We start from the raw sequence: 15,530 nt of genomic DNA, 5'->3' as shown, positions 1-15,530 counted from the left end.
CCTGGCACGTGATTACTTGATCGAACCGCCTGCGGCGACGATCTTCTGCTCGGCGGAACCCGAGACCTTGTCGACGGAGACCGTCAGCGCGACCGAGATGTCGCCGGTGCCGAGCACCTTGACCTTCTCGTTCTTGCGGACGGCACCCTTGGCGACGAGGTCGCCCACGGTGACGTCGCCACCGGTCGGGTACAGCTCGGCGAGCTTGTCGAGGTTGACCACCTGGTACTCGACGCGGAACGGGTTCTTGAACCCGCGCAGCTTCGGCGTACGCATGTGGAGGGGCATCTGCCCACCCTCGAAGCCCACCTTCACCTGGTAGCGAGCCTTCGTACCCTTGGTACCGCGGCCCGACGTCTTACCCTTCGAGCCCTCACCGCGACCGACACGGGTCTTCGCGACGTTGGCACCGGGGACCGGACGCAGGTGGTGGACCTTCAGCACGCCGGGGCGCGCCGCATCCTTCTTCGGGGCGGCCTTGTCGGCAGCGGGCTTGGCCGCAGCCTTCTTGGTCGCCGGCTTCTTGGCCTTGGGCTCGACGGCCTCGACCGTCGCGTCCTTCTTCTCAGCCATCAGTCGATCTCCTCAACCTTCACGAGGTGTGCGACGGTCTTGATGTACCCGCGCGTCTGCGCGTCATCGGGACGAACGACGGAGTCGTTGATCCGCTTCAGACCGAGCGAACGCAGCGTGTCGCGCTGGTTCTGCTTCTCGCTCACCTTGGACTTGACCTGGGTCACCTTCAGACGGGCGGCCATCATGCACCAACCTTCGCAGCCTTGGCAGCCTCGGCCTCGGCGCGGACCAGACGGGCCGGAGCGACCTGATCGAAGTCCAGGCCACGGCGCGCGGCGACCGCACGGGGCTCCTCGAGCTGCTTCAGCGCCTCGACCGTCGCGTGGACGATGTTGATCGTGTTGGACGATCCGAGGGACTTCGACAGGACGTCGTGGATACCGGCGCACTCGAGCACGGCGCGGACCGGACCACCGGCGATGACACCGGTACCGGCAGCGGCCGGACGCAGCAGCACCACACCGGCGGCTGCCTCACCCTGCACCGGGTGCGGGATGGTGGAGCCGACGCGGGGCACGCGGAAGAAGTTGCGCTTGGCCTCTTCGACACCCTTCGAGATGGCGAGGGGGACCTCACGCGCCTTGCCGTAGCCGACGCCGACGAGACCGTTGCCGTCACCCACGACGACGAGCGCCGTGAAGCTGAAGCGGCGGCCACCCTTGACGACCTTCGACACGCGGTTGATCGTGACGACGCGCTCCAGGAACTGGTTGTCGCCCCGGTCGCGCGAGTTGCGGTCGCGGGTCTGGCTGCGCTCGCGGCCACCGCGACGCGGCTCACGCTCGCGCTCGGCGGGCGCCTCGGCCGTAGCCGCAGCCGCAGCGGGCTGCTCGGTCGCGGTCACTTCGTTCTCCTTGTTCTCGGTCACAGGTTCAGACCTCCTTCGCGAGCGCCGTCGGCGATCGCAGCGACGCGGCCCGCGTAGCGGTTGCCGCCGCGGTCGAACACGACCGACTCGATGCCCGCAGCCTTCGCACGCTCGGCGACGAGCTCGCCGACCTTGCGGGCCTTGGCGGTCTTGTCACCCTCGAACGAACGCAGGTCCGCTTCGAGCGTCGAGGCGGAAGCCACGGTGAAGCCCTTGGCGTCGTCGACCAGCTGGACGAAGACGTGGCGGGCGGAGCGGGTCACGACGAGACGCGGACGCGCCTCGGAGCCCACGATCTTCTTGCGAAGACGGGCATGACGACGCGAACGTGCGTCGGACTTCGACTTCAGAGCCATCGTTACTTACCACTCTTTCCGGCCTTGCGGCGAACGACCTCGCCCGCGTACCGCACACCCTTGCCCTTGTAGGGCTCGGGCTTGCGGATCTTGCGGATGTTGGCAGCTGCCTCGCCGACGGCCTGCTTCGAGATACCGGCGACGGTGACCTTGTTGTTGCCCTCGACGGTGAGCGTGATGCCCGCGGGAGCCTCGACCAGGACGGGGTGCGAGAAGCCGAGCGCGAACTCGACCGACGTGCCCTTCTGTGCGACGCGGTAACCGGTGCCGACGACCTCGAGGCCCTTGGAGTAGCCCTGGGTCACGCCGATGATGTTGTTGTTGATGAGGGTGCGAGTGAGTCCGTGCAGTGCACGCGACTCGCGCTCGTCGTCGGGACGGGAGACCAGTACCTGGTTCTCCTCGACCTTCGCCTCGATGGGGCGCGCGACGGTGAGCGAGAGCTCGCCCTTCGGGCCCTTGACGACGACGTCCTGGCCGGTGACCGTGACGGTCACGCCGGCGGGGATGTCGATGGGAAGACGTCCAATACGCGACATGTCAGATCACCACACGTAGGCGAGGACTTCCCCGCCGACGCCCTTCTGCTCGGCCTGGCGGTCCGTGAGGAGGCCAGAGGAGGTGGACAGGATCGCGACGCCCAGGCCACCGAGGACCCGGGGGAGCTCGGTCGACTTCGCGTACACGCGGAGACCGGGCTTCGAGACGCGCTTGATGCCGGCGATCGACCGCTCGCGGTTCGGGCCGTACTTGAGCGTCAGGGTGAGGGTCTGACCGACACGCGCGTCGGAGACCTCCCAGCCGGAGATGTAGCCCTCCTGCTGGAGGATCTCGGCGATGTGGGTCTTGAGCTTGGAGCTCGGCAGCGCGACGGCGTCGTGGTGCGCCGAGTTCGCGTTGCGCAGACGGGTCAGCATGTCTGCGACCGGGTCTGTCATCGTCATGGGTGATGTCCTTTAGTCATGAGGTTTCGACTGCCGTTACACGACAGGCGACCTTCGATGAATGATCGATATTCAGTTGTGCAGTCGTTCGGCCCCGGAGCACGCCCCGAGGCCGAACGATCGATCTTATCGGATCACGCCTGGGCGTCAGCCGACTTGAACGGGAAGCCCAGGTGCTTCAGCAGCGCCCGACCCTCGGCATCCGTCTTCGCCGTGGTGACGATCGTGATGTCGAAGCCGCGGACGCGGTCGATGCGGTCCTGGTTGATCTCGTGGAACACCGACTGCTCCTGGAGACCGAAGGTGTAGTTGCCGTTGCCGTCGAACTGCTTGTCCGACAGACCGCGGAAGTCGCGGATGCGGGGCAGGGCGAGGTTGACGAGACGGTCGACGAACTCCCACGCACGGTCGCCACGGAGGGTGACGTGCGCGCCGATGGCCTGGCCCTCACGCAGCTTGAACTGCGCGATGGACTTGCGGGCCTTGGTGACGACCGGCTTCTGGCCGGTGATCTTCGTGAGGTCGTCGACCGCACCCTCGATCACCTTGCTGTCGCGCGCAGCCTCACCGACACCGGTGTTGACGACGACCTTGACGAGACCGGGGATCTGCATGACGTTCGGGTAGCCGAACTCGTCCTGCATCGCCTTCTTGATCTCGGCCTGGTACTTCTGCTTCAGGCGGGGCTGGATCTTGCCAGCCTCCACGGCAGTTGCGTTGCTCATGTTCAGAGGTCCTTGCCGCTCTTCTTTGCGTAGCGGACGCGGACGGTGCGCTTGACGCCGTCCTTCGTCTGCTCCTCGACGCGGTGGCCGACACGGGTCGGCTTCTTGGTCGACGGGTCGACCAGCGCCACGTTGGAGATGTGGATCGGGGCTTCCATCGTCTCGATGCCGCCCGTCTTGGTGCCGCGCTGCGACTGGCCGACGCGGGAGTGCTTCGTGATGTAGTTCACACCCTCGACCACGACGCGGTTCTGCTCGACGAGGACCTCGAGGACCTTGCCCTGCTTGCCGCGGTCGCCGCCCTTGTCCTGCTTGCGGCCGCTGATGACCTGAACCAGGTCACCCTTCTTGATGTTCGCCATGATCAGATGACCTCCGGGGCCAGCGAGACGATCTTCATGAACTTCTTGTCACGAAGCTCACGACCGACCGGTCCGAAGATGCGGGTGCCGCGGGGCTCCCCGTCGTTCTTCAGGATGACGGCGGCGTTCTCGTCGAACTTGATGTACGAACCGTCGGGACGACGGGTCGACTTGACCGTGCGGACGATAACCGCCTTGACGACGTCGCCCTTCTTGACGTTGCCGCCCGGGATCGCGTCCTTGACGGTCGCCACGATGATGTCGCCCACACCCGCGTAGCGGCGGTTGGAACCACCGAGCACGCGGATCGTGAGCAGCTCCTTGGCGCCGGTGTTGTCGGCGACCTTGAGGCGAGACTCGTTCTGGATCATTGCTTACTTCGCCTTCTCGAGAATCTCGACCAGACGCCAGCGCTTGGTGGCGCTCAGCGGGCGGGTCTCGTTGATGAGGACGAGGTCGCCGATGCCGGCGGTGTTCTGCTCGTCGTGAGCCTTCACCTTCGACGTGCGGCGGATGACCTTGCCGTAGAGGGGGTGCTTCACGCGGTCCTCGACCTCGACGACGATCGTCTTGTCCATCTTGTCGCTGACGACGTAGCCACGGCGGGCCTTGCGGTACCCACGGGCGTTGACGTCGCGGACGTCGTGCTCGGCCGACTCGTGACCAGCGGCCACGGTCGCCTTCGCGGCATCCTTCTTCTCAGCCATCACTCGGCCTCTTCCTTCGCGGCCTCAGCGGACTCGTCCGCCTTCTTGGCCTTGCTCTTCTTCGCCTTGGTGGCCGTCTCGGCCGGAGCGGGAGTGGCACGGATGCCGAGCTCGCGCTCACGGATGACGGTGTAGAGCCGCGCGATGTCGCGCTTGACCGCACGGATGCGGCCGTGGCTCTCGAGCTGGCCGGTGGCCGACTGGAAGCGCAGGTTGAACAGCTCTTCCTTGGCCTTGCGCAGCTCCTCCACGAGGCGCTGGTCTTCGAACGTGTCCAGCTCGCTCGGGGCGAGCGTCTTGGTGCCGACAGCCATTACGCGTCGCCCTCCTCGCGCTTGATGATGCGTGCCTTGAGCGGCAGCTTGTGAATGGCACGGGTCAGGGCCTCACGAGCGAGTTCCTCGTTGACGCCAGCGACCTCGAAGAGGACGCGACCCGGCTTGACGTTGGCGACCCACCACTCGGGCGAACCCTTACCGGAACCCATGCGGGTCTCAGCAGGCTTCTTCGTGAGCGGACGGTCGGGGTAGACGTTGATCCACACCTTTCCACCACGCTTGATGTGACGCGTCATGGCGATACGAGCGGACTCGATCTGACGGTTCGTCACGTACGCGGGGGTGAGGGCCTGGATGCCGAACTCGCCGAAGCTGACCTTGGTGCCACCGGTGGCCGCACCGTCACGCTTCGGGTGGTGCTGCTTGCGGTACTTGACCTTGCGGGGAATAAGCATCAGGCTGACGCTCCTTCTGCGACGGGAGCCTCCGCGCGCGGGCCACGACGGCGGTCGCCGCCACGGTCGCGCGAGGGCTTCTGGTTGGCCTGCTCGCGAGCGAGCTCCTTGTTGGTCAGGTCGCCCTTGTAGATCCAGACCTTCACGCCGATGCGGCCGAAGGTGGTCTTCGCCTCGTAGAAGCCGTAGTCGATGTTCGCGCGGAGGGTGTGCAGGGGCACACGGCCTTCGCGGTAGAACTCCGAGCGGCTCATCTCGGCGCCGCCGAGGCGGCCGGAGACCTGGATGCGGACGCCCTTGGCGCCTGCGCGCTGCGCGCCCTGCAGACCCTTGCGCATCGCGCGGCGGAAGGCCACACGTGCGGAGAGCTGCTCGGCGATGCCCTGCGCGACGAGCTGAGCGTCGGCCTCGGGGTTCTTGACCTCGAGGATGTTCAGCTGGATCTGCTTGCCGGTGAGCTTCTCGAGGTCGGCGCGGATGCGCTCGGCCTCGGCGCCGCGGCGACCGATCACGATGCCCGGGCGGGCGGTGTGGATGTCGACGCGGACGCGGTCACGCGTGCGCTCGATCTCGATGTTGCTCACGCCGGCACGGTCGAGCGACGTCGTCAGCAGGCGACGGATCTTGACGTCCTCCGCCACGTAGTCGGCGTACCGCTGCCCGGGCTTGGTGGAGTCCGAGAACCAGCGCGACACGTGGTCGGTGGTGATGCCGAGGCGGAAGCCGTACGGGTTGACTTTCTGTCCCATTACTTGCTCGCCTTCTTGGTGTCAGCCGCAGCGGTGTCAGCGACCTCGGGGGTCGAGAGCACCACGGTGATGTGGCTGGTGCGCTTCTTGATCTGGAACGCGCGACCCTGGGCGCGGGGCTGGAAACGCTTCAGCGTCGTGCCCTCGTCCACGTAGGCGTTCTTCACGTACAGGTCCTGCTCGTCCAGGAACTCGCTGTCCTTATCGGCCTTGACGCGAGCGTTCGCGACGGCCGAGGCGACGAGCTTGTAGATCGGCTCGCTGGCACCCTGGGGAGCGAACTTCAGGATGGCGAGAGCCTCCTGAGCCTGCTTGCCCTTGATGAGCGCGACGACACGACGAGCCTTCTGAGGGGTCACGCGGATGTGCTTCACACGTGCGATGGATTCCACCATTTGTCTCCTCCTCTTCCTCTCTCTGAGAGCGTCACCGCGTTAGCGGCGACGGCCCTTCTTGTCGTCCTTCTCGTGGCCGCGGAAGGTGCGGGTGGGCGCGAACTCGCCCAGCTTGTGGCCGACCATGGTCTCGGACACGAACACGGGGATGTGCTTGCGTCCGTCGTGCACCGCGATGGTGTGACCCAGCATGGCCGGGATGATCATCGAACGGCGCGACCAGGTCTTGATGACGTTCTTCGAACCCGCTTCGTTCTGCGAGACGACCTTGCGAAGCAGGTGCTCGTCGACGAAGGGGCCCTTCTTCAGGCTGCGAGGCATCTTCCTCTACTCCTACTTCCGCTTCTTGCCGGCGTTGCGACGGCGAACGATCAACTTGTCGCTTTCCTTGTTGGGGTGGCGGGTACGACCCTCAGCCTGGCCCCAAGGAGTGACGGGGTGACGACCACCGGACGTCTTCCCCTCACCACCACCGTGCGGGTGGTCGACCGGGTTCATGGCGACACCACGCACGGTCGGGCGGATGCCCTTCCAGCGGTTGCGGCCGGCCTTGCCCCAGTTGATGTTGGACTGCTCGGCGTTGCCGACCTCGCCGACGGTCGCGCGGCAGCGCGCGTCGACGTTGCGGATCTCGCCCGAGGGCAGACGCAGCTGCGCGTAGGGGCCGTCCTTTGCGACGAGGCGGACCGACGCGCCGGCCGAACGCGCCATCTTCGCGCCGCCGCCGGGGCGGAGCTCGATGGCGTGGATGACCGTACCGGTGGGGATGTTGCGCAGCGGCAGGTTGTTGCCGGGCTTGATGTCAGCGCCGGCACCCGACTCGACGATGTCACCCTGCGACAGCTTGTTCGGGGCGAGGATGTACCGCTTCTCACCGTCGAAGTAGTGCAGCAGCGCGATGCGCGCGGTGCGGTTGGGGTCGTACTCGATGTGAGCGACCTTGGCGTTGATGCCGTCCTTGTCATTGCGACGGAAGTCGATGACGCGGTACTGGCGCTTGTGGCCACCACCGATGTGACGGGTCGTGATGCGGCCCTGGTTGTTGCGACCACCGGTCTTCGCCAGCGGGCGAAGGAGCGACTTCTCGGGCGTCGATCGCGTGATCTCAGCGAAGTCGGCGACCGACGAACCGCGACGACCGGGGGTCGTGGGCTTGTACTTGCGAATAGCCATGTCTCTAGTCCTCTATCCCAGCTGTCAGCCGACGGCCGTGAAGATGTCGATGGTGCCCGACTTCAGGGTCACGATGGCGCGCTTGGTGTCCTTGCGCTTGCCGGTGCCGAAGCGGGTGCGGCGGGCCTTGCCCGGGCGGTTCAGCGTGTTCACCGAAGCCACCTTGACGCCGAAGATCTTCTCGATGGCGAGCTTGATCTCGGTCTTGTCGGCGCGGGGGTCCACGAGGAACGTGTACTTGCCCTCGTCGATGAGCCCGTAGCTCTTCTCGGAGACGACCGGCTTCAGGATGATGTCGCGCGGGTCCTTGTTGACGCTGGTCATGCCGAGACCTCCTCGGTGGAGCCGGCCTTCGCGGCGACGAACGCGTCGTAGGCGGCCTTGGTGAAGACGATGTCGTCGGAGACGAGCACGTCGTAGGCGTTGAGCTGGTCGAACGTGAGCACGTGGACGTACGCGAGGTTGCGGACGCTCTTGACGCTCAGCTCGTCGTCACGCGTGATGACCACGAGGACGTTCTTGGTGGGCGCGAGCGCCGACAGCACCGCAGCGGCGGCCTTGGTCGACGGTGCACCCTCGATGCCGAAGGAGTCGACGACGTGCAGACGGCTGCCCCGAGCGCGGTCGCTGAGCGCGCCCAGCAGGGCGGCGGCGACCATCTTCTTGGGGGTGCGCTGCGAGTAGTTGCGCGGCTTCGGACCGTGGACGATGCCACCACCGGTCATGTGCGGCGCGCGGATCGAGCCCTGGCGGGCGTTACCCGTGCCCTTCTGCTTGAAGGGCTTGCGGCCGGCACCGGAGACCTCACCACGACGCTTGGTCGAGTGGGTGCCCTGGCGAGCCGCCGCGAGCTGCGCGACGACGACCTGGTGGATGAGGGGGATGTTCGTCTTGACGTCGAAGACCTCGGCGGGCAGGTTCACGGAACCGGCCTTGGAGCCGTCGGCCTTCACGACGTCGAGCGCGAGAGTCGAGTCAGCCATGTTCAGGCACCCTTCACTGCGTTGCGGACGTAGACGATGCGGCCACGAGCACCGGGGACGGCGCCCTTGACGAGCAGCAGACCCTTCTCGGCGTCGACGGCGTGCACCGTGAGGTTGAGGACGGTCACGCGCTCGCCACCCATACGGCCGGCCATGCGCATGCCCTTGAAGACGCGGCTCGGGGTCGACGATGCGCCGATCGAGCCGGGCTTGCGGTGGTTGCGGTGCGCACCGTGCGAAGCGGAGACGCCCTTGAAGTTGTGACGCTTCATGACACCCGCGGTGCCCTTGCCCTTGCTGGTGCCGACGACGTCGACCAGCTGGCCGGCCTCGAAGGTGGCATCGACGGTGAGCTCCTGACCGAGTGAGTAGTCAGCGGCATCCGCCGTGCGCACCTCGGTGAGGTGGCGGCGCGGGGTCACACCGGCAGCCTCGAAGTGGGCCGTCTGCGGCTTGTTGACCTTGCGGGGGTCGATCTGGCCGTAAGCGATCTGCACGGCGTTGTAGCCGTCGCGCTCGGGCGTGCGCACCTGGGTCACCACGTTGGGGGCGACTTCGATGACGGTGACGGGAACGACCTTGCCGTTCTCGTCCCAGACCTGGGTCATGCCGAGCTTGGTGCCCAGCAGGCCCTTGGAAACCTTGGAGTTGATGTCAGCCATGATGATCGACCTCAGAGCTTGATCTCGATGTTGACGTCGGCCGGGAGGTCGAGACGCATCAGCGAGTCGACGGCCTTGGGCGTCGGGTCGATGATGTCGATGAGGCGCTTGTGGGTGCGCATCTCGAAGTGCTCGCGGCTGTCCTTGTACTTGTGGGGCGAACGGATGACTGCGATCACGTTCTTCTCGGTCGGAAGGGGCACCGGGCCCACGACCGTCGCGCCCGCACGGGTCACGGTGTCGACGATTTTGCGTGCCGACGAGTCGATGACCTCGTGGTCATACGACTTCAGGCGAATGCGGATCTTCTGTCCCGCCATTGTCTGCTCACTCTCTTTCTCGCGTCGTACCTCGGGGGCATTGGACGCACGGGGCGCTGTCGCGCCGGGCACTTCTTCCCACCCGGAGGCGGGGTTGCTGCACCGCTGTTCTGATGTCAATCCGCGGGAGGACCCGCGGCATCCTCTCCCCCACGCACGCACGCGTGCGGATCCGTTTCCGGGTGGGGTGTGGGGATGTGATGTTCTGCTGCCCGCGGCCTAGGCTGCTCGCCTATGCACTGCCCTGGCAGTGATCCCGCGCGCAAGCGCAGGAATGTGGAACCTGTACAGTCTACGTGCCGTCCGGGCGTGTCGCAAACCCGGGCGTGTCGCGATGCACTACGGGGCTCAGTGGGCGGTCGCGCCGGGCGCGACGACGGCCTTCACGGTGCGCAGGAGGATGTGCAGGTCCTGCACGAACGACCAGTTCTCGACGTAGTAGAGGTCGAGGCGCAGAGCGTCCTCCCAGTCGAGCGAGGACCGCCCGCTGACCTGCCAGAGGCCGCTCATCCCGGGCTTCACGAGCAGGCGGCGGTGCGCGTCGTCGTCATAGAGAGCCACTTCGTGGTCGCGCTGCGGACGGGGACCCACGAGGCTCATGTGGCCGAGGAGGACGTTGAACAGCTGCGGCAGCTCGTCGATGGAGTGCTTGCGGATGAAGCGGCCCACCGGCGTGATGCGCGGGTCGTCGACGACCTTCGACAGCGGCTGGTCGCTCTTGCCCTGGAGGTCGAGGAGGCTCGCGAGCTGATCATCGGCGTCCTGGGACATCGAACGGAACTTGATCATGCCGAACTCGCGCCCACCGCGGCCGATGCGCACCTGGCGGTAGAACACGGGGCCTGAGGAGTCTGCCTTGATCGCCATGGCGGTGATCAGCATGATCGGGCTCGCGAGGGCGATGAGCAGAGCGGAGCCGATCATGTCGAACGTTCGCTTGAAGAACCGCTTGCCGCCCTCGAGCTGCGGGTATTCGATGTGGATGAACGGCAGTCCGGCGGCAGGGGTCGCGTGGATGCGGGGACCCGCCACGTCGGTGAGTGCGGGCGCGACGACCATGTTGGCGTCACGGTCGGCGATCTCCCACCCGATGCGCCGCATCGCGCGGGGGTCGATTTCGTCGCTGCCCGCGATGATCAGGGTGTCGGCGTCGGCGATGTCGAAGGCCTCGATCACGTTGCCGAACCCGCCGATCACGGGGACCCCGCGGATGCTCTCGGAGGGACGGCCGCTCGTGACGACGCCGACGACGTCGAAGCCCGTGCCGTGCGTGCGCCGGATGGACTCGATGACGTGTGCCGCGTTCTCAGGCTCGGCCATGACGACCGTGCGGTAGACGTACTTGTCGGCTGACTGCTGGCGACGCAGCCACTGCCGCATCCCCCAGCGCGAGAGGACGAGCAGACCGATCCCGACGGGGATTGCGATGAGGAAGAGCGCCCGCTGGACCTCGAGCCGGAAGAAGAAGGCGACGGCGATGAGCACCGCCAGCATCATCACCGAGCCGTTGACGACGCGGCGGTACTCCGTCGAACCATTGCCGACGATGTGACGCTCACGACTCTCGGCCATCGTGAGGAACGCGAGCCAGAGTGCTCCGACGATCACGAGCGGGAACCAGCCCCATGAGTCGTCGGGATCGGGCCAGGTGAGCACGATCGGCTCGGGCGGCACGACCGCGGCGCGGAAGATCGCGAGGGTGAGGAGGATGACCAGAGCGTCGGTGACGACGAGCCCGCGCCCGTACAGGCGGGGCCAATCACGGCTGGAGCGCCGTGCGCGCACCACTCTCGCTGCGGTGCGCGCGCGCGTCTCAGCCTTCTTCATGAGCCCCCCTCGGCGGAACAGAGGTCCCCCGCCGAACGCGAACGCTCAGCAACCTCAAAGCCGATACTAACGCGATTTGCGTAACAGGCAGGTTACGGGGTTCAGCGACAGGTGTCGTCGACCGTCACATCGGTGCCGCGGACCGTCGGCGTCGTGCGCACGTCGAGGGGACCGAAGTCGCCGGTGCCGACAAAGGTGGCCGTCACGGTCATCGACTCCCCCGGCGAGAGGCGCGCCTGGAAGGGGGCGACGACACGGCCGAGATCATCGTTGCCCTCACGGAACGTGGAGACTCGGTCGCCCTGCATGTCGACGCTCTCAAGCTCCATGCCCGGAGGCGCGTAGATGAAGACGTGCTTGGAGAAGAAATCGCTGCCGTTGTCGAAGCTCTTCACATAATCCGGCAACGAATCCGCCTGCTCTTGCGACAGATCGAGTTTCAAGGTCGCCGTCCCCGTCACCCGAGTTTCGCCGTCTGCGCAGCTCATCGTCGCCCCGACCGTCGCGTCGAGGTAGTAGTCGATCTTCGAGGCGGATACGTCGCGCGGGTAGATCCCAATGGTCGTCGTGTCGGAGTTGTCCCTCGGAAGGATGCCTGCGATGCGTCCGGCGTTCTCGATCATCGTCTGCGCCTTGTCGTCCGCCATCCAGGCGTACACACTCCCCTGTTGTGCACTCTCGGTGATGGCCCAGACCATGTCCTTCATGTTGACGTTCCCCGAAGAGATCGCGGTGAACACCGAGCTGGCAACAGTCGCGAAGAATGCGTCGGATGCCTTCGCGCCGGCCGGCGTGTAGGCATCCCACCATTCGTAGGACTTGCTGAGCAGGACGTCGACGGCGTTCTCGCTGTTCAGCTCGAAAGGGCCGTCTGGGCCTGGGACGGTGATGGGCCCAGTGGCGAGGAGGATGCGCGAGAGAGCGATGGGGTCGATCGAGATGGCTCCGTCGATCGTGGTGTCATCGATCGTTCTGTTCCAGAATGCTGCGACCATCTGCGCCGCACCCGGCCAGTCAGGGCGACTGGTCGACAGGTTGACGCGCTTGCCGTAATTGGGCCCGTGGATGGCCTGCGTTCCTTCGGGGATCTCGACGCCGATCGACCGCGTGTCACGGTCGAAGATCGCGCTGCTCGCCTGGCCGGTGATCGCGAGGTCGCCATTGTCGGCGCGGATCATCGTCTCGGAAGCCGCGGAGCCCCCCAACGCCAGCGTCTCCGCATTGTTCTGGAAGACCAGCAAATAGTTCTTTGCGCCGTCAGCGCCCAGCAGGGAGGGAAGGATGTCGAGTGTCGGCCCGATCGCCGTGAGCACCTCATCGACCTGCGCGACGCCGTCCGCCACCGGGCCGACGAGTGCGGTGTTGTCAGACAGCGCACTCACTTCTCCTGCCAGGCTCTGCAGGCGTGGCGTCTGCGCCTCGAGCATCGGAAGCGCCCGACGGAGGAGTGCCCCCTCCCCATCCGACTGGAGGGCGAAGATGGGACCCCCGACGTCGTTGGCGACGGCGTCCAGCGTTTCGGAGACGACTCGAACGGCGCGGAGGTTGTCGCCCAGGAACGGCACGATCTCAGCGGCACGCCAGAGGGGGTCATTCGCGGCCGCGGCCGCATCCCCCGCGTCGGCGCTCAACGCTTCGATCGCCTCAGGAATGTCCCCCCCGCTTTGCGCAGCTGCCAACGCGGACTGCGCGGACTCTAGAGACCCCTTCACACTCAGTGCTTTGAAGCCGATCCACACCGCGCAAGCAAGGAGAGCGACGACGACCGCGCCGACGATGATGCCGACACGGCGTCGAGTCGTCAGTTTCTGCCGGGTGCCATCAGTTTCTCGCTGCAGGCGTGCTTCGCGGCGCGTCGGCGGAGTCATTTTTGTCCTTGTTCGCGAGTGGTGGTGGGGAGATGTGTCGGGCCGCGACTCGCACGCTGAACGCCCAGGGGATTCTTCCACATCACCCTGAGGCGTCCGGCCCGCACGACGACCTCCTCCTCGGTGTGGCCGCCCAGCAGAACGCCCCGATGCACGCATGCACCGGGTCGTCCTGCGCGCATTCGAGCTACTTCGTCACACCTGCCGTGGCCTTGCCGCTGCGGATGAAGATGGGGTTCGTCGTGACTTGCACCTTCACGACTCCGCTCTTCGGCTTGACGGTCCGACTCGAACCGTCGAAGTTGACGACGACGACCGGTGAGGTCGTCCTGATGGTCGCAGTTTTCTTGCCCTTCGGGGACCAGACGACGCGGACCGTGTCGTTGGCGGGTCCGAACGCGCGCGACACGACACCGGCGCCAGCCTTGTCAGCCGCTCGGTACGACCGGCCCCCCAACTGGGTGATTGTGAGGGCCTGCGCGAAACCCGCCTGCTTGGGGGCGAGGCCGGCCACGGAACTCTTCGGGTGCTCGTAGAGCCCGAAGTTGCTTTCCTGATCGCGCGGATTCGGACCATCGTTGATGAGGTCGTACCAGTAGAACTGCTTGGCACCGCTCGCGAGGGCGGTCACCGAGGATCGCATGAGAACCGATGCCTGCTCAGTCTGGGTTCGGTTGCCGGTGCGGGAGGACGTACCAAGCTCCGTCACCCACACCGGTCGGTTGGCCTTGCCGAACTTCTTCATACTCGCGCGCGACTTCGACATGATGCCCGTCAGCGCTTCGGGGTTCCCAGTCGTCTCGTAGGGATGGAAGCTGACCGCATCCGCGTGCTTCAGCCCGCCTCGCTTCCAGAGGTCATCAAACCACTTCGCGTCATAACGGGCGGTCGACCCAGCCACGATGGGAAGCTTCGGATCGACCTTCCCGACACTGCTGTCCACCGCCCGAAGGAGAGGCAGGTAGCAGGCCGCGGTGGTGCAGCCCGAAGGATTCTTCGGCTTGTGATTGAACTCGTTGAAAACCTCGATGCCCACGAGGTCGAACCTCTTCGCGACGGCCGCGGAGTATTTCCCGTAAGCAGCGATGGCCGCCTTCGAGCGCGGAGCGTACTGATTGCCGTACAGGGCGTTGCCATAGCCGACGATGCCCAACGTCTTCACGCCCTGCGCCGCGAGCCGGTCGAGCGGAGCCGCGTAGACGTTCCAGTCGTACGCACCCTTCTTTTTCTCGACGAGCTGCCAATAGATGTCGTTCCGAGCTTCCGCGATCCCCAGCGCGCGGGCGTGCCGGCCGGAATCCCGATAGATCGCGTTCTCGACGTGCAGGCCCACTCCGAAGCGACGATCCAGCGTGATCCACGGATTCGGGCTGTCGACGACCGCGATCGTTGTCGAGACCGTCTTCTTGTCGCTGGCCTTGACCGTGAGCGAGTACAGCCCCTGGGCGAGACCGGACAGCGGCAGCGCGGTGATCTTCGAGGACGACTTGACCGACCCGCCGGCAGCCCGCTTTCCTGACCGCTTCGCCTCCCAGGTGGTCGTTCCCGCCGGGAGTGCGACGGCGACCGACGCCGTACGGGTGGTCATGACGAGCGAACGATTGAGGATGCCACGCTTCGCTCCGACGCCCTCGAACGAACCGTTGGGGACGACATCAACCCCCGCAGCGGTCCCCGAACGGGCGATGAGTGAGACACCGTCTACGGACATTCCACGCACGGCACCGGTCACCTTGACCCCCACCCGGAGGGAGTGCTCCGCCGCGCCGGTGGTGTACGTGCCTGTGATGCGCTTCCACTTGGAGTCGACTTTGCCGAGACCGATGCTCGACGTCGAGACAGTGAACGAGGCAGGCAGCGAGAGCGCCTTCACGGAAGCCACGCGAACCCACGCAGAGAAGTCGTAGACCGTGCCGGGCTGAACGTCCACAGAAGCGGACGCCGCCTCCTGCGCTTTCCGAATGACAGGGGCGTCGATGCCGAGCGCCAGTGCACCGGCGCGGGCGTAGCCGACCTCGGGGGCGACTTCGGCGATCGCCTCGGGCGCCGCGAGCCGCCAGTGATCGACGGTCGCCTCGGCCCGAGCCGTGCGTGGTAGCGACAGAGGCTTCGCGGAAGCCGAGCGCTGCACACTCGGCGTGGGCGTCTCAGCCGTCACAGACGGCTCCGGGGCGCAGGCGACCGAGCCGACGGTGAGAGCGACGGCGACCAGCACTGCTCCCGCGAGCCGCATCTTCGGGCGTAGGTGGTGGCGGCTCTTCTTGAACGACACGATCGATCCC

At 66.2% G+C, this 15,530-nt stretch carries 23 protein-coding genes; all 23 read right to left on the bottom strand.

From position 1 onward, the window contains the following. Window positions 1-12: 12 nt before the first annotated feature. The 23 genes from rplO to KZX17_RS06540 all read right to left on the bottom strand — a co-directional run bounded on the left by rplO (window position 13) and on the right by KZX17_RS06540 (window position 15,463). Window positions 13-573, bottom strand: coding sequence for a 50S ribosomal protein L15 (gene rplO / locus KZX17_RS06650; protein ID WP_248170002.1), 561 nt, complete (start codon window positions 571-573; stop codon window positions 13-15). Next, window positions 573-758, bottom strand: a complete 186-nt coding sequence (gene rpmD / locus KZX17_RS06645; RefSeq protein ID WP_020098644.1) for a 50S ribosomal protein L30 — start codon at window positions 756-758, stop codon at window positions 573-575. Before rpmD ends, rplO begins: the two co-directional genes overlap by 1 nt. After that, the gene (rpsE, locus tag KZX17_RS06640) at window positions 758-1,444 is read right to left on the bottom strand and encodes a 30S ribosomal protein S5 (protein WP_308194475.1); all 687 of its coding nucleotides are present in this window, start codon (window positions 1,442-1,444) and stop codon (window positions 758-760) included. The genes rpmD and rpsE overlap by 1 nt, the downstream gene beginning before the upstream one ends. After that, window positions 1,441-1,800 (bottom strand): 50S ribosomal protein L18, encoded by a 360-nt coding sequence (gene rplR, locus KZX17_RS06635; protein WP_248170003.1) that lies wholly within the window; start codon window positions 1,798-1,800, stop codon window positions 1,441-1,443. Before rplR ends, rpsE begins: the two co-directional genes overlap by 4 nt. 2 nt (window positions 1,801-1,802) lie before the next feature. After that, on the bottom strand, window positions 1,803-2,339 hold the full coding sequence (gene rplF, locus KZX17_RS06630; protein WP_248170004.1) for a 50S ribosomal protein L6: 537 nt from the start codon (window positions 2,337-2,339) through the stop codon (window positions 1,803-1,805). A 6-nt stretch (window positions 2,340-2,345) separates the two neighbouring features. Next, a complete protein-coding gene (gene rpsH, locus KZX17_RS06625; RefSeq protein WP_248170005.1) occupies window positions 2,346-2,744 on the bottom strand; it encodes a 30S ribosomal protein S8 in 399 nt (132 codons plus the stop codon). 134 nt (window positions 2,745-2,878) lie between these two features. Then, window positions 2,879-3,469, bottom strand: a complete 591-nt coding sequence (gene rplE / locus KZX17_RS06620; protein ID WP_248170006.1) for a 50S ribosomal protein L5 — start codon at window positions 3,467-3,469, stop codon at window positions 2,879-2,881. Window positions 3,470-3,471: 2 nt separating this feature from the next. After that, window positions 3,472-3,831, bottom strand: coding sequence for a 50S ribosomal protein L24 (gene rplX, locus KZX17_RS06615; RefSeq protein WP_248170007.1), 360 nt, complete (start codon window positions 3,829-3,831; stop codon window positions 3,472-3,474). A 2-nt stretch (window positions 3,832-3,833) separates the two neighbouring features. Beyond that, window positions 3,834-4,202 (bottom strand): 50S ribosomal protein L14, encoded by a 369-nt coding sequence (gene rplN / locus KZX17_RS06610; protein ID WP_248170008.1) that lies wholly within the window; start codon window positions 4,200-4,202, stop codon window positions 3,834-3,836. Window positions 4,203-4,205: 3 nt separating this feature from the next. Further along, window positions 4,206-4,538, bottom strand: coding sequence for a 30S ribosomal protein S17 (gene rpsQ, locus KZX17_RS06605; RefSeq protein ID WP_248170009.1), 333 nt, complete (start codon window positions 4,536-4,538; stop codon window positions 4,206-4,208). Next, window positions 4,538-4,852, bottom strand: a complete 315-nt coding sequence (gene rpmC, locus KZX17_RS06600) for a 50S ribosomal protein L29 (protein WP_282443345.1) — start codon at window positions 4,850-4,852, stop codon at window positions 4,538-4,540. The genes rpsQ and rpmC overlap by 1 nt, the downstream gene beginning before the upstream one ends. Beyond that, on the bottom strand, window positions 4,852-5,271 hold the full coding sequence (gene rplP, locus KZX17_RS06595) for a 50S ribosomal protein L16 (protein ID WP_248170010.1): 420 nt from the start codon (window positions 5,269-5,271) through the stop codon (window positions 4,852-4,854). Before rplP ends, rpmC begins: the two co-directional genes overlap by 1 nt. Next, on the bottom strand, window positions 5,271-6,020 hold the full coding sequence (gene rpsC / locus KZX17_RS06590; RefSeq protein WP_248170011.1) for a 30S ribosomal protein S3: 750 nt from the start codon (window positions 6,018-6,020) through the stop codon (window positions 5,271-5,273). Before rpsC ends, rplP begins: the two co-directional genes overlap by 1 nt. Then, complete coding sequence (rplV, locus tag KZX17_RS06585) at window positions 6,020-6,415, bottom strand: 50S ribosomal protein L22 (protein WP_248170012.1); 396 nt, start codon at window positions 6,413-6,415, stop codon at window positions 6,020-6,022. The genes rpsC and rplV overlap by 1 nt, the downstream gene beginning before the upstream one ends. 39 nt (window positions 6,416-6,454) lie before the next feature. Further along, on the bottom strand, window positions 6,455-6,736 hold the full coding sequence (gene rpsS, locus KZX17_RS06580) for a 30S ribosomal protein S19 (RefSeq protein ID WP_248170013.1): 282 nt from the start codon (window positions 6,734-6,736) through the stop codon (window positions 6,455-6,457). A gap of 12 nt (window positions 6,737-6,748) precedes the next feature. After that, on the bottom strand, window positions 6,749-7,588 hold the full coding sequence (rplB, locus tag KZX17_RS06575; RefSeq protein WP_248170014.1) for a 50S ribosomal protein L2: 840 nt from the start codon (window positions 7,586-7,588) through the stop codon (window positions 6,749-6,751). 24 nt (window positions 7,589-7,612) lie between these two features. Beyond that, window positions 7,613-7,912, bottom strand: coding sequence for a 50S ribosomal protein L23 (gene rplW, locus KZX17_RS06570; RefSeq protein ID WP_248170015.1), 300 nt, complete (start codon window positions 7,910-7,912; stop codon window positions 7,613-7,615). Beyond that, window positions 7,909-8,571 carry a 50S ribosomal protein L4 gene (gene rplD / locus KZX17_RS06565; protein WP_248170016.1) on the bottom strand — a complete coding sequence of 221 codons (663 nt, stop codon included), beginning with the start codon at window positions 8,569-8,571 and terminating at the stop codon, window positions 7,909-7,911. Before rplD ends, rplW begins: the two co-directional genes overlap by 4 nt. Before the next feature lie 2 nt (window positions 8,572-8,573). Continuing rightward, a complete protein-coding gene (gene rplC / locus KZX17_RS06560) occupies window positions 8,574-9,233 on the bottom strand; it encodes a 50S ribosomal protein L3 (RefSeq protein WP_248170017.1) in 660 nt (219 codons plus the stop codon). 11 nt (window positions 9,234-9,244) lie between these two features. Further along, on the bottom strand, window positions 9,245-9,553 hold the full coding sequence (gene rpsJ / locus KZX17_RS06555) for a 30S ribosomal protein S10 (RefSeq protein ID WP_018171443.1): 309 nt from the start codon (window positions 9,551-9,553) through the stop codon (window positions 9,245-9,247). Window positions 9,554-9,901: 348 nt separating this feature from the next. Further along, window positions 9,902-11,380 carry a sugar transferase gene (locus tag KZX17_RS06550; RefSeq protein ID WP_248170018.1) on the bottom strand — a complete coding sequence of 493 codons (1,479 nt, stop codon included), beginning with the start codon at window positions 11,378-11,380 and terminating at the stop codon, window positions 9,902-9,904. A 101-nt stretch (window positions 11,381-11,481) separates the two neighbouring features. Next, complete coding sequence (locus KZX17_RS06545; protein ID WP_248170019.1) at window positions 11,482-13,407, bottom strand: DUF4012 domain-containing protein; 1,926 nt, start codon at window positions 13,405-13,407, stop codon at window positions 11,482-11,484. 28 nt (window positions 13,408-13,435) lie between these two features. Next, the gene (locus tag KZX17_RS06540) at window positions 13,436-15,463 is read right to left on the bottom strand and encodes a cellulase family glycosylhydrolase (RefSeq protein WP_248170020.1); all 2,028 of its coding nucleotides are present in this window, start codon (window positions 15,461-15,463) and stop codon (window positions 13,436-13,438) included. Window positions 15,464-15,530: the final 67 nt, after the last annotated feature.

It is taken from the genome of Microbacterium sp. EYE_78, assembly GCF_023149035.1.
In the GTDB taxonomy this organism is placed as follows: Bacteria; Actinomycetota; Actinomycetes; order Actinomycetales; family Microbacteriaceae; genus Microbacterium.
This window is presented reverse-complemented; position numbering and strand designations above follow the sequence as displayed.